The sequence below is a fragment of the Streptomyces sp. NPDC060035 genome (genome assembly GCF_042736635.1).
GTDB lineage: Bacteria > Actinomycetota > Actinomycetes > Streptomycetales > Streptomycetaceae > Streptomyces.
The window spans coordinates 84,401-97,056 of record NZ_JBHWVO010000007.1 but is presented as its reverse complement, the minus strand read 5'-3'; the positions used below and the strand labels follow the sequence as shown (position 1 = coordinate 97,056).

General features: G+C 69.0%; 11 protein-coding genes and 1 tRNA gene. 9 read left to right on the top strand and 3 right to left on the bottom strand.

The window, feature by feature from the left end:
• Positions 1–43: 43 nt before the first annotated feature.
• The 8 genes from ACFWBQ_RS13575 (at position 44) to ACFWBQ_RS13540 (ending at position 9,386) form a co-directional block, all read left to right on the top strand.
• Positions 44–1,777: an ABC transporter substrate-binding protein gene (locus tag ACFWBQ_RS13575; protein WP_385487366.1), complete on the top strand. Its 1,734-nt coding sequence runs from the start codon at positions 44–46 to the stop codon at positions 1,775–1,777.
• 91 nt (positions 1,778–1,868) lie between these two features.
• Complete coding sequence (locus ACFWBQ_RS13570) at positions 1,869–2,864, top strand: ABC transporter permease (RefSeq protein WP_385487364.1); 996 nt, start codon at positions 1,869–1,871, stop codon at positions 2,862–2,864.
• Positions 2,861–3,769: an ABC transporter permease gene (locus ACFWBQ_RS13565; protein ID WP_385487362.1), complete on the top strand. Its 909-nt coding sequence runs from the start codon at positions 2,861–2,863 to the stop codon at positions 3,767–3,769. Before ACFWBQ_RS13570 ends, ACFWBQ_RS13565 begins: the two co-directional genes overlap by 4 nt.
• Positions 3,770–3,772: 3 nt before the next feature.
• Positions 3,773–4,717, top strand: a complete 945-nt coding sequence (locus ACFWBQ_RS13560; protein ID WP_385487360.1) for an ABC transporter ATP-binding protein — start codon at positions 3,773–3,775, stop codon at positions 4,715–4,717.
• Positions 4,717–5,616, top strand: coding sequence for an ATP-binding cassette domain-containing protein (locus tag ACFWBQ_RS13555; RefSeq protein WP_385487358.1), 900 nt, complete (start codon positions 4,717–4,719; stop codon positions 5,614–5,616). Before ACFWBQ_RS13560 ends, ACFWBQ_RS13555 begins: the two co-directional genes overlap by 1 nt.
• Positions 5,613–8,018 carry a glycoside hydrolase family 2 protein gene (locus tag ACFWBQ_RS13550; RefSeq protein WP_385487356.1) on the top strand — a complete coding sequence of 802 codons (2,406 nt, stop codon included), beginning with the start codon at positions 5,613–5,615 and terminating at the stop codon, positions 8,016–8,018. Before ACFWBQ_RS13555 ends, ACFWBQ_RS13550 begins: the two co-directional genes overlap by 4 nt.
• A 248-nt stretch (positions 8,019–8,266) precedes the next feature.
• Positions 8,267–8,353, top strand: a tRNA-Leu gene (locus ACFWBQ_RS13545).
• Between the two features lie 145 nt (positions 8,354–8,498).
• Positions 8,499–9,386 (top strand): Bax inhibitor-1/YccA family protein, encoded by an 888-nt coding sequence (locus ACFWBQ_RS13540; protein WP_385487354.1) that lies wholly within the window; start codon positions 8,499–8,501, stop codon positions 9,384–9,386.
• Positions 9,387–9,481: 95 nt separating this feature from the next.
• Here ACFWBQ_RS13540 and ACFWBQ_RS13535 read toward each other — a convergent pair whose 3' ends face one another.
• Complete coding sequence (locus tag ACFWBQ_RS13535) at positions 9,482–9,712, bottom strand: DUF4287 domain-containing protein (protein ID WP_385487352.1); 231 nt, start codon at positions 9,710–9,712, stop codon at positions 9,482–9,484.
• Positions 9,713–9,812: 100 nt separating this feature from the next.
• Here ACFWBQ_RS13535 and ACFWBQ_RS13530 point away from each other — a divergent pair, with 100 nt between their 5' ends.
• Positions 9,813–10,130 (top strand): hypothetical protein, encoded by a 318-nt coding sequence (locus ACFWBQ_RS13530; protein WP_385487350.1) that lies wholly within the window; start codon positions 9,813–9,815, stop codon positions 10,128–10,130.
• A gap of 36 nt (positions 10,131–10,166) precedes the next feature.
• On the opposite strand, the gene ACFWBQ_RS13525 is transcribed toward ACFWBQ_RS13530, so the two are convergent.
• Positions 10,167–11,042, bottom strand: a complete 876-nt coding sequence (locus ACFWBQ_RS13525) for a hypothetical protein (RefSeq protein WP_385487348.1) — start codon at positions 11,040–11,042, stop codon at positions 10,167–10,169.
• Positions 11,043–11,294: 252 nt separating this feature from the next.
• The gene (locus ACFWBQ_RS13520; protein WP_385487346.1) at positions 11,295–12,515 is read right to left on the bottom strand and encodes an acetyl-CoA C-acetyltransferase; all 1,221 of its coding nucleotides are present in this window, start codon (positions 12,513–12,515) and stop codon (positions 11,295–11,297) included.
• Between the last annotated feature and the right edge of the window lie 141 nt (positions 12,516–12,656).

Genomic DNA, 12,656 nt, shown 5'->3' with positions numbered 1-12,656 from the left:
AGTAACTCCGCTCAGCAGGGACGGCGGGGGAAAAGGAGGGGCTATGGGTACGCGTACCCGGGTGCGGATCACCGTCGCACTCGCCGTGTTCGGACTGGCTGCGACCGCGTGCACGGGGGGCGGCTCGTCGTCGGGCGGCTCCACCGGGCCGGGCGGCAAGGGCGGCGCACTTCCGCGCAACGAGACGCTGTACACGACCGGCACGCAGTGGGGGCCGCCGGCCAACTACAACCCGCTGCGCAACTGGGACCACGCGACCGGCACCAAGGGCCTGGTGTACGAGACGCTGTTCCACTTCGACCCCGACGAGGGCAAGCTGACGCCCTGGCTCGCGGAGTCGGGCAGCTGGACCGGTGACACGACGTACGACGTGAAACTGCGCCAGGGCATCACCTGGGCCGACGGCAAGCCGCTCACCGCCAAGGACGTGGCGTACTCCTACGGCCTCGGCAAGATCGAGGCCTCCGCCTTCCACTCGCTGTGGAGCTGGCTCTCCGACGCGAAGGCGGTGGACGCGACGACCGTCCGCTTCACCTTCAAGGAGGCCCGCTACCAGGAGTGGGACTACACCCTCTACGGCCAGCCGATCGTCCCCGAGCACGTCTGGAGCTCGCGCACCGACGAGGACGTCCTCAACGGCGTCAACGACAAGCCGGTCGGCACCGGCGCGTACAAGCTCAAGAGCAAGACCCAGGACCGGGTCGTCTGGGAGCGGCGCGAGGACTGGTGGGGCACCAAGGCGCTGAGCATGACGCCCGCACCCCGCTACATCGTCGACGTCTCCAACCCGAGCAACGAAGTGGTCATCGGCCAGCTGGGTCAGGGCCAGCTGGACCTCAGCAACAACTTCCTGCCCGGCGCCTCCTCGCTGATCAAGAGCAAGAAGGTCGTGTCGTACTACGACGAGGCGCCGTACATGCTCTCGGCCAACACCGCCTGGCTGGTGCCCAACACCACCAAGAAGCCGATGAACGACGCAGCCTTCCGCAGGGCACTCGCCGCGTCCGTCGACACCGAGAAGATCGTCAAGGGGGTGTACGGCGAGCTGGTCAAGCCCGCCAGCCCGACCGGTCTCCTGCCGCAGTGGGAGCAGTTCGACGACAAGGCGCTGATCGCAGAGAAGGGCTTCACGCACGACGCCGCCGCGGCGAAGAAGGAGCTCGCGGACGCCGGTTACAAGGACAAGAACGGTGATGGCTACGTCGAGAACAAGGACGGCTCCACCCTCAGTCTGAAGCTGGCCGTGCCGTCCGGCTGGACCGACTGGATGGAGGCGGCCAAGGTCATCGCCGCCGGCGCCAAGGAGGCGGGCATCCAGGTCAGCACGGAGTTCCCCGACCAGAACGCGCTCAACGAGCTGCGCGGCAAGGGCGACTTCGACCTCGTCATCAACAACGAGCGTCAGCTGTCCAACACCCCGTGGACGTACTACGACTACATCTTCCAGATGCCGGTCCAGAAGCAGCAGAACACGGTGAACTTCGGGCGGTACGAGAACGAGAAGGCCTGGAAGCTGGTGCAGGAGCTCGGCGGGGTCAGGACCGACGACACCGCGGGCATGAAGAGCGCCATCTCCAAGATCCAGGACATCCAGCTCACCGAGATGCCCATCATCCCGCTCTGGTACAACGGCCTCTGGTCGCAGTCCACCACCGGGACCTGGAAGAACTGGCCGTCGGACGCCGCGGGAGCCCCCAAGACCGCACCGGCCCTCTGGCGCAACTGGCTGGAGATGGGCGGCTTCGAGACGCTCACCCAGCTGAAGCCCGCCAAGTGACACGGCAGTTCTGACTCGATGACCGCCCCGCCGTGCGCCCGCCCACCTGACGGGTGAGCGCACGGCGGGGCTCTCCACCAGGGGAGCACCCTTGCGCCGCTACTTCGCCCGCAAACTTCTTGTCTACGCACTGACTTTCGTCGTCGCCGTCACCGTCAACTGGATGATCCCGCGCTTCATGCCCGGTGACCCGGTGGCGGCCATGGTGGCCCGCGCCCGGGTCTCGCAGCCGGAGGCCGCCGAGGCGATGCGCACGTACTACAACAACCTGTTCGGCTTCGACGAACCGCTGTGGCAGCAGTACCTGCACTTCTGGGGGGCCCTGCTCCAGGGCGACTTCGGCATCTCCATCTTTGTCTTCCCCACGCCTGTCGGCGACGTCCTGCTCGACGCACTCCCGTACACCCTCGGCCTGATGATCCCGTCGGTGCTGCTGAGCTGGTTCGTCGGCAACTGGATCGGCGCGCTCTCCGCACGGCGCAAGGTCCTCGACAACACCGTGCTGCCGGCCGGCTACCTGCTGACCGCGATGCCGTACATGTGGATCGCCGTCATCCTCGCCTGGGCGCTCGGCGCGAAGGCCGGCTGGTTCCCCCTGTCGGGCGGCTACAGCCTGGACATCCAGCCGGGCTGGAACGCCGACTTCGTACTGGACGCGCTGCACCACTGGGTGCTGCCGTTCCTCTCGCTCTTCCTGGTCGCGCTCGGAGGCTGGGCCATCGGCATGCGCAACATGATCATCTACGAGCTGGAGTCCGACTACTCCTCCTATCTCGCGGCCCTCGGCGCACCGCAGCGCCTCATACGCCGCTACGCCTTCCGCAACGCCGTCCTGCCCCAGGTCACCGGCCTCGCCCTCCAACTGGGCGTGCTGGTCGCCGGAGCACTCGTCACCGAGATCGTCTTCGCCTATCCGGGGCTCGGCTCACTGATCCTCGCCTCGATCCAGAACCAGGACTTCTTCCTGCTCCAGGGGGCGTTCCTGTTCATCGTCATCGGCGTACTCATCGCCAACTTCCTCATCGACATCGTGTACGTCGTCGTCGATCCCCGCACCCGTACGGGCATGGCAGGAGGCACCTCATGAGCACACTGCCCGAGCCGGCACCCGAGGCCGCTGTGACGGCGGAACCGCCCGCGGCCGAGCCCGGCAGCGAGTGGCTGCACTACGCGGTGCGCAACCCCAAGCTGATCATCGGCGCCGTCCTCGTCGCGATCCTGCTCGCCGTCGGTCTCGTCGGCCCGATGCTGCTCGACAACGGCAACCCCAACGAGTACGTCGGCCCGCAGGCCTCCGCCCCCGACGGCACGTACTGGATGGGCACCACCACCTTCGGCCAGGACGTGTACGCGCAGTTCGTGCACGGGTTGCGCTCCACCTTCCTGGTGGGTGTCGTCGGCGGTGCGATCGCCGCCGTCATCGCCATGCTCGTCGGCTTCCTCGCCGGCTACCGGGGCGGCCTCGTCGACGAGATCCTGAACATGCTCACCAACGTCGTCCTGGTGATACCGGCCCTCGCGGTCCTGCTGATCATCAACGCCTACATGGGGGTGCGCAGCGTCGCCGTGCAGGGCCTGTTCATCGGCCTCACCTCCTGGCCCTGGGCGGCCCGGGCGATCCGGGCGCAGACGTTCTCGCTGCGCACCCGGGAGTTCGTGGACCTCGCCCGGCTCAGCGGGAGCGGCACCTGGCGGATCGTCTTCCGTGAGATCGCGCCGAACATGAGCTCGTACCTCTTCATGATGTTCATCCTGCTCTTCGGCGGGTCCATCCTCATCGCCTCCTCGCTGGACTTCATCGGGCTCGGCCCCACCGAGGGCGTCTCGCTGGGCCTGATGCTGCAGAGCGCCCAGCAGTGGAGCGCGCTCCAACTCGGCATGTGGTGGTGGTTCATTCCGCCCGGCGCCGGGATCACCGCGATCGTCGGCGCGCTCTACGTCGCCAACGTCGGCCTCGACGAGGTCTTCAACCCGAAGCTGAGGGAGTCGTAAGACATGACCCTGACCGTCGACGATCTGCGGGTCCACTACCGCACGCTGCGTGGCGAGGTCCGGGCCCTGGACGGCGTCAGCTTCGACCTCGCGGACGGCGAGATCCTGGGCCTGGCGGGCGAGTCCGGCTGCGGCAAGACCACGCTCGGCAAGTCCCTGATCCGGCTCGACGGCCGGATGCGGCACGCGGGCGGCACCGTCACCCTGGACGGTGACGAACTTCCGCTGTCCGACGACCGCGCGATGAACGCCTACCGCTTCCACAAGATCTCGCTCGTCCCCCAGTACTCGATGAGCGCGCTCAACCCGACCCGCCGCATCGGCCGCATGATCCGCGAGCTCCTCGCCTCGCGCGGTGTCGGTGTCGACACCGGCGAACTGCACCGCCGGCTGGCCCTCGTGGGCCTGGAACCCGAGGTCCTGGACCGCTACCCGATCGAGCTCTCCGGCGGCATGAAGCAGCGCGCCGTCATGGTGATCTCCACGCTCCTGGACCCGTCGGTCCTGATCGCCGACGAGGTCACCTCGGCACTGGACGTCTCCAACCAGCAGGCCGTCGTCGGCGCCCTCACCGGGCTCCGCGACAAGGGCCTGGTCACCAGCATGATCTTCGTGACCCATGACCTCGGACTGACCTCGCACATCGCCGACTCGATCATGGTGATGTACGCGGGCAAGCTCGCCGAGAAGGCCCCCACGAAGAACCTGACGACCGAGCCCCGCCACCCGTACACCAAGATGCTGATCGGTTCGCTGCCCCAGGTGGGCGCCCGGTACAAGGACAAGCCGCTCAGCGGCATCGAGGGATCCCCGCCCTCCCTGCTGAATCCACCGGCAGGCTGCCGCTTCCGCGACCGCTGCCCCCTCGCCGACAGCCAGTGCGGGCAGGAGCCTCCCGTCGTCGAGGTAGCCCCGCGCCACACCGTCGCATGCTGGAAGGCGGCCTGATGCTGACCCTCGACCGTGTCACCAAGACCTTCCGGGCCGGCGCCTTCGGCGGCGGTTCCGTCACCGCCGTCGACCGGGTGTCCTTCGCAGCGGCACCCGGCGAGCTCGTCTCGCTCATCGGCGAGAGCGGCAGCGGCAAGTCCACCATCGGCCGCATGGTCCTCGGCCTCACCCGGGTCAGCGGGGGCAGCCTCACCCTGGACGGCGAACAGGTCAGGCCCGGCAAGGACTTCTACCGCCGCGTCCAGGGCGTCTTCCAGGACCCCTTCAGCTGCTACAACCCGGTCTTCAAGGCCGACCGCGTCTTCGACCTCATCCGCCGCGCCTACCACCCGGGCCTCTCGGGCAAGGAGTGGGCCGACCGCGTCGAGAACGCGGTACGCGACGTACGCCTGGATCCGGGACAGGTCCTCGGCCGCTACCCGCACCAGCTCAGCGGCGGGCAGCTGCAGCGCCTGCTCATCGCCCGCGCGCTCCTGCTCGACCTGCGCTTCCTGGTCGCCGACGAGATCACCAGCATGCTCGACGCCTCCACCCGCATCGACGTGCTCAATCTCCTCGCCGGCCTCAAGGAACGCGGCCTCGGCGTCCTCTACATCACCCACGACCTCTCGCTGGGCACCTACCTCGCCGAGAAGACCGTGGTGCTCCGCAGCGGCCGTGTCGTCGAACGGGGCGACACCGAGAAGGTCTTCGGCAACCCCCTGCACCCCTACACCCGCACACTGCTGGCCGCCGTGCCCCGCCTCAACCAGCCCTGGACCGCGGCCGTCCCCGTGGAGGCCTGCGCCTACCACGAGGGCGGAGCCGCCGCGTCCGGCGACGACCTGTACGAGACCGAACCGGGCCACTTCGTCGCCTGCGCCGGGCTCCCCGACTGCGGAAGGACCCTCGCGTGACCCTGCGCCACCTGCCCCTGCACGAAGGCTGGACGCTTCACGCCGACGGTCCCGTGCCCGTGGGGCTCCCCACAGGAGGCGTTCCGGCGACCGTCCCCGGCTGCGTCCACACCGACCTGCTGGCCGCCGGACTGATCGACGACCCCTACCTGGACGACAACGAGACCCGGCTCGGCTGGATCGGCCGCACCGACTGGACGTACCGGACCACCTTCGACTGGTCCGCCGACGAGCACACGTTCACCGACCTGTGCTTCGACGGCCTCGACACCGTCGCCACCGTCCTGCTCAACGGCACGGGGATCGGCAGCACCGCCAACCAGCACCGCAGCTACCGCTTCCCCGTCCGCCCGCTGCTGCGCGAGGGTGCCAACACGCTCGACGTGCGCTTCACCGCCCCGTACACGTACGCCGAGGCCCTGCGCGACAAGCTCGGCGACCGGCCGGGCGCGTACACGGAGCCGTACGCCTTCATCCGCAAGATGGCCTGCAACTTCGGCTGGGACTGGGGGCCGACCCTGGTCACCTCCGGCATCTGGCGCCCGGTCGCGCTGGAGTCCTGGACGGGCCCGCGCATCGCCGGGGTGAAGGTGCTCGCCGACCTGGACGGAGACGGCGTGCCGCGCCTCGCGCTCACCCTCGACGTCGACCGGACCGGGAGCGGGCCCCTGGAGGCGTCGGTGGAGGTGGCCGGTGAACGGGCCGTGCTCACCGTCGCAGCGGGAGAGCACCGCGCGACCGTCACCCTGCCGGTCCCCGGGGCCGGGCGCTGGTGGCCGCACAGCCACGGCGAGCAGCCGCTGTACGACGTCACCGTCCGTCTCGGCGACCACGCCTGGACCGGCAGGACGGGCTTCCGGGGCGTCACCCTGGAGCGCGAGGCGTTCCGCATCTCCGTCAACGACGAGGCCGTCTTCGTACGCGGCGTGAACTGGATCCCCGACGACTGCTTCCCGGCCCGCGTCACCCGGCAGCGGATCTCCGACCGCTTCGACCAGGCGATCGCCGCGGGGGTCAACCTCATCCGGGTCTGGGGCGGCGGCCTCTACGAGAGCGACGACTTCTACGAGCTGGCCGACGAGAAGGGGCTGCTGGTCTGGCAGGACTTCCCGTTCGCCTGCGCCGCCTACCCCGAGGAGCAGCCGCTGTACGACGAGGTGGCCGCCGAGGTCCGCGAGAACCTCGTCCGGCTCGCCCCGCACCCGTCCCTGGTGCTGTGGTGCGGCAACAACGAGAACCTCGAGGGCCACGCCGACTGGGGCTGGCAGGAGAAGCTCCAGGGCCGCACCTGGGGCCACGGTTACTACCACGAGCTGCTGCCCGCCCTGTGCGCCGAGACCGACCCCACCCGCCCCTACTGGCCGGGCTCCCCGTACTCCGGCTCCCCGGAACTGCCCCCGCAGGACCCGGCGCGCGGCACGGTCCACCTCTGGGAGGTCTGGAACCGCGTCGACTACCGCCACTACGCCGACACCGCCCACCGCTTCGTCGCCGAGTTCGGCTTCCAGGGCCCGCCCGCGTACGCCACCCTGCGCCGCGCGGTCACCGGGCCGCTCGCCCCGGAGGCCCCGCTGGTCGCCCACCACCAGAAGGCGGAGGACGGCGACGCGAAGCTGCTGCGCGGCCTCGGCGACCACCTTCCGCAGCCGTCGGGCTTCGACGACTGGCACTGGCTCACCCAGCTGAACCAGGCCCGCGCCGTCGCCTTCGGCATCACGCACTTCCGCTCGCACACCCCGTACTGCACGGGCTCGATCGTGTGGCAGCTCAACGACTGCTGGCCGGTCGTGTCCTGGGCCGCCGTGGACGGCGACGGCCGGCGGAAGCCGCTCTGGTACGCGCTGCGCAAGGTGTACGCGGACCGGCTGCTGGCCGTACGGGACGGCGCCCTGCACCTGGTCAACGACTCGGCCCGCCTCTGGGAGGGGACGCTGCGGCTGACCCGGCACGACCTGGACGGGGCGGTTCTGGCCGAGGAGGAGATCGCGGTGAGCACGGCCGCGCGCGGTGTCACCCGCGTTCCTCTCCCGCCGTCCGTCGCCCTGCCGGGGGACAGCACCCGTGAGGTGCTGGTGGCGCAGCTGGGCGAGGTGAGGGCGGTCGAGTTCTACGAGGAGGACACCCGGCTCGCGCTGCCGCCGGCGCGGTACGACGTGTCGGTCACACAGGGTGACGGGTCGGGCATCGGATACCGGGTCACGGTGACCGCGCGAACGCTCCTGCGCGACCTCGCGCTCTTCCCCGACCGACTGGATCCGGCGGCCGAGGTGGACGACATGCTCGTCACTCTGCTGCCCGGCGAGAGTGCGGTGTTCCATGTCACCGGCGCGGTGCTGAAGGACCCGGAGGCACTGGGAGCCGGGCCGGTTCTGAGGTGCGTCAACGACTCCGTCGGACGCTGAGGTGGCGATGCCCCGGCGAATGACGGCGTGGCCATGGCTGCTCGGCCGTACGAGTGCGGCGAGTTTCCGTCATTCCGGTTTGCGGGGCTTCGCTGCCTCTGCCCGGTCCGGGCATGTGCCGATGCTGCACCCGCTGTCTGACGCACCCTCAAACAGTCAATAAAATAAGACAACATCGAGCCGGTGTTCCGCTGTTCGAGGGATGCCCCCGGATAGGGTCTTGTGCCAACGCGGAGCCGCGCGCCCACGCCCGGGTGGTGGAATGCAGACACGGCGAGCTTAAACCTCGCTGCCTCCTCGGGGGCGTGCCGGTTCGAGTCCGGCTCCGGGCACCACCGCACAGTCGGTGGGGCGCCCTCGGTCGCACAGTACTTCAGCGGTCAACTTCTCTCAAAGATCCTCCCCTGGCACTAGGGTGATTGTTTTGCCTACCCATTACTCTTGTGACAAGGCCACGCAGGGTGGCCATGGAGGAGTGAAATGAGGAGCAGCAACCCGGTCTTCTCGCGACGGGGCTTCAGCCGCGACAACGGCACCGCGGGCTTCAACGCGGCACCGCAGGCCGGGGCCCCCGCAGCGGGTGCCAATCCGTACGCGCAGGGCACCGCCGCCAACCCGTACGCCACGAACCCCTACGCCCAGCAGGACACCCAGTACGGCGCCCCGCAGGCGCCGGCGCGCTCCGGTGCGATGACGATCGACGACGTCGTCACGCGCACGGCGATGACGCTGGGCACCGTGGTGCTCACCGCCGCGCTCTCCTGGGCCCTGCTGCCGGTCGACGAGGCCAACCTCGGCAAGTCCTACGGCATCGCCATCGGCGCCGCCCTGGTGGCATTCGTCCTGGCGATGGTCCAGGCCTTCAAGCGCAAGCCGTCCCCGGCGCTGATCCTCGCCTACGCGGCCTTCGAGGGTGTCTTCCTCGGAGTGATCTCCAGCGCGGTCAGCACCTACATCAGCCCCGGCACGGTGATGCAGGCGGTGATGGGCACCATGTGTGTCTTCGCCGGTGTCCTCATCGCGTACAAGATGCGCTGGATCCGCGTCACCCGCCGCTTCTACGGCTTCGTGATGGCAGCGGCCGTGGGATTCGTACTCCTGATGATGGTCAACCTGCTGTTCTCCGTGTTCGGCGGCGGTGACGGCCTGGGCTTCCGCAGCGGCGGCCTCGGCATCCTCTTCGGAGTCATCGGCGTCATCCTCGGGGCGTGCTTCCTGGCCCTGGACTTCAAGCAGGTCGAGGACGGCATCAACTTCGGAGCCCCGCGCGAGGAGTCCTGGCTGGCGGCCTTCGGCCTCACCCTGACCCTGGTGTGGATCTACCTGGAGATGCTGCGTCTGCTCTCCATCCTCAACGGGAACGACTGACCCGCAGAGATCCCGGGGATCTTATGGATCCCCACAGACGGAACGGCCCGCAGGCACTGCCTGCGGGCCGTTCCGTCCGTGGGTGGCGATGCGGGTCACAGGAGCCTTCGGGCGGCCCGCCTCAGGTCGTACTCGTGGATGATCGCTTTGGCGTGGCCGTAGGTGAGGTCGTGTTCGCTCCGCAGCCAGCTGACCTTTTCCTCGAAGCGGACGAGGGAGGGGCCTTCATGGACGGTGCGAAGCCAGTCGGCGATATCACGACCGGTGCATTGAGGGATCCGGGAGAGCAGGTTGCGATGGGTTTCTTCGGAGAAGACTTGAGACATCGGCGCCTCCGACGCAGTACGCGTAGCTGGTCCTTCCCGACACCGTGCCCGAGCATCGGCCCGTTGGCAACCATCCCGCGGGGGCGCGTAGGGTCGCGGCGTGCTCGATACGATGCCTCTGATCACCGCCGTGGACCGATTCGCCGACCGTCTGCGCAGCGCCCCGCAGAGCCGGCTGCAGCGCGGTGCCGCCGCCGGGGCCCTGGCCACGGCCAGGGAGCTGGCCGTACGGGCCCAGCGCATCGAGGCGCCCGACCGGGAGCCGCGCCCGATGCCGGACGCGGGGATGTTCGCGGTCGGTGACCAGCTCGCCGTCGCGGGCCGTGATCTGGCCGTGGCACTGGAAACGGCCCCGTCCGCGGAGCTGGACGAGGCCGTGCAATTCGTCGAGGCAGCGGCGGCGCGGGCGTTCTCCTGAGCCCGCGCGGGCCGGTGCAGGCGTGCGTACTGCGTACTAGAACGAGGCGATGACGCGGTCGGCGAGGATGTAGACGTTCTCCTTGCCGCACGAGAACGTCAGTGCGTAGGCGCCGGAGACACCGGAACCACCCAGCAGCACCGGCTGTTCGCCGGCGCGCAGCGAATCGGAGAGCCGCTCGGCGGTCTCGCGGTGCCCCGGGGTCATACAGAGCGTGGTGCCGTCGGCGAAGACATAGACATCGAGCGTGCCGAGCGGGCCGGGGCGTACGTCGGTGAGCTCGGTACCGGTGTCGGCGAGCCGCTCCAGGCGGTTCACGGTACGCTCATGGTCAGTGACAACCGGTGTCTGCACCGGGATGAAGTCCGGGTGTGAGGGGTGGCGGCGACGGGCCGCTGCCAGTTCGGGGGAGTCCTCGGCGAACTCCACGAATTCGGAGACCTCGGCGACCCCGGGCAGATCCGTCAGCTCGATCAGCTCCTCCATGGCCTCGGTGGCTTCGAGGTCCAGCGCCTCCAGGCCGGCGAAATCGGCCTGGCGGGGCATGAAGAACGGGACGTCCTCGCCCAGGCCGGCGAGCCCGCCCAGCAGGGACGGGGCGTCGGCGGCGTCGCGTGCCTCCTGGGCGGCCCAGAAGGCACGGGCCTCGGCGAGCTCGCGCTCCCGCTCCTCGGCGAGTGCGTCGGCGACCGCCGTGCGTATCTCGTCGGCGGTGGCGGTGGTGGTCGCGGCGGTGCTCCGGTTCTGCTGTTCGGGCACGGACGCGCTGCGGCTCCGTCCCTCCGCCAGCTCCGTCCGCAGTGCCGCGACCTGCTTGCGCAGCCCGTGAGCAGCGTGCAGAGCAGCGGCGCCGACAGCCGTGGCAGCGGCGGTGGTCAGCAACAGGGCAAATGACATGGCGCTCACTGACATACTCCCGGTTTCAATCGACACCCCCGACTTCCTACATCAGCTTGTCCTGTACTGGTGCCTGCTGTCAGTGCATTACGTCACGAATTGGACAGGTCTTTGTGCCTGATGTTTAGCCCTGTGGCTGGTGTGACCTGCGAAAACGAATCTCCCCCGGGACGCAGATCACATCCTGGGGGAGATTCGGTCACGTTCGGGGCTCGGTCCGGTTCGAAACGGCCCTTCAGAGGGAGTGCGAAGCGGCTCGCGGGCCGTCTAGCTGAGGCGCTCGATGACCATGGCCATGCCCTGGCCACCGCCCACGCACATGGTCTCCAGGCCGAACTGCTTGTCGTGGAACTGCAGGCTGTTGATCAGCGTGCCGGTGATCCGGGCGCCGGTCATACCGAAGGGGTGGCCGACGGCGATCGCGCCACCGTTGACGTTGACCTTGTCCAGCGGCAGACCGAGGTCCCGGTAGGACGGGATGACCTGGGCGGCGAACGCCTCGTTGATTTCGGCCAGATCGATGTCGTCGATCGTCAGGCCGGCGCGCTTCAGCGCCTGCTTGCTGGCCTCGACCGGTCCGTAGCCCATGATCTCGGGGGACAGGCCGGAGACGCCGGTCGAAACGATCCGGGCCAGCGGGGTCAGGCCCAGCTCGCGCGCCTTGGTGTCGGACATGATCACGAGCGCGGCGGCGCCGTCGTTGAGCGGGCAGCAGTTGGCCGCGGTGACGAGGCCGTCGGGGCGGAAGACCGGCTTCAGGCCCTGCACGCCCTCCAGGGAGACACCCGCGCGCGGGCCGTCGTCCTGCGAGACGACCGTGCCGTCCGGCGTCGTCACCGGGGTGATCTCGCGCTCCCAGAAGCCGTTCTTGATGGCTGCCTCGGCGAGGTTCTGCGAGCGGACGCCGAACTCGTCCATGTCCTGGCGGGTGACGCCCTTGGTCCGGGCCAGGTTCTCCGCGGTCTGCCCCATGGAGATGTACGCGTCCGGGACGATGCCGTCCTCGCGGGGGTCGGTCCAGCTCGCGCCGGTCTCCTCGGCGCGAGCGGCGGTACGGGCCTCGGCCTCGGCGAAGAAGGGATTGTGCGTGTCCGGGATGCTGTCGGAGTTGCCCTTCACGAAGCGGGACACCATCTCGACACCGGCGGAGATGAAGACATCGCCCTCACCGGCCTTGATGGCGTGCAGCGCCATGCGGCTGGTCTGCAGCGAGGACGAGCAGTAGCGGGTGACCGTACAGCCGGGGAGGTGGTCCATCCCCATCTGTACGGCGATGATGCGGCCCAGGTTGTTGCCCTGCTCGCCGCCGGGGAGGCCGCAGCCGAGCATCAGGTCGTCGATGTCCTTCGGGTCCAGCTCGGGGACCTTGGCCAGTGCGGTCTGGATGATGGTGGCGGTCAGGTCGTCCGCGCGCAGGTCCTTGAGGGACCCCTTGAAGGCCCGGCCGATGGGCGAGCGGGCAGCAGAGACGATCACGGCTTCGGGCATCACGCGGCTCCATGAGGGCTGGAAGGCTGGAAGGCTGGAAAGGCTGGGCTGACTTGGAAGTTACCCGGACGTATAGCTGAGGTCACCCAACAAGCTGTGTGATGCGGACCTCTTTTCTAAGCAACCGCTCAGTCGCCCGGG

Excerpts from the sequence above, each read along its gene's own strand:
- ACFWBQ_RS13575 (WP_385487366.1), top strand. The coding sequence starts at position 44 with ATGGGTACGCGTACCCGGGTGCGGATCACCGTCGCACTCGCCGTGTTC.
- ACFWBQ_RS13565 (WP_385487362.1), top strand. The coding sequence starts at position 2,861 with ATGAGCACACTGCCCGAGCCGGCACCCGAGGCCGCTGTGACGGCGGAA.
- ACFWBQ_RS13560 (WP_385487360.1), top strand. The coding sequence starts at position 3,773 with ATGACCCTGACCGTCGACGATCTGCGGGTCCACTACCGCACGCTGCGT.
- ACFWBQ_RS13555 (WP_385487358.1), top strand. The coding sequence starts at position 4,717 with ATGCTGACCCTCGACCGTGTCACCAAGACCTTCCGGGCCGGCGCCTTC.
- ACFWBQ_RS13540 (WP_385487354.1), top strand. The coding sequence starts at position 8,499 with ATGAGGAGCAGCAACCCGGTCTTCTCGCGACGGGGCTTCAGCCGCGAC.
- ACFWBQ_RS13535 (WP_385487352.1), bottom strand. The coding sequence starts at position 9,712 with ATGTCTCAAGTCTTCTCCGAAGAAACCCATCGCAACCTGCTCTCCCGG.
- ACFWBQ_RS13525 (WP_385487348.1), bottom strand. The coding sequence starts at position 11,042 with ATGTCAGTGAGCGCCATGTCATTTGCCCTGTTGCTGACCACCGCCGCT.
- ACFWBQ_RS13520 (WP_385487346.1), bottom strand. The coding sequence starts at position 12,515 with ATGCCCGAAGCCGTGATCGTCTCTGCTGCCCGCTCGCCCATCGGCCGG.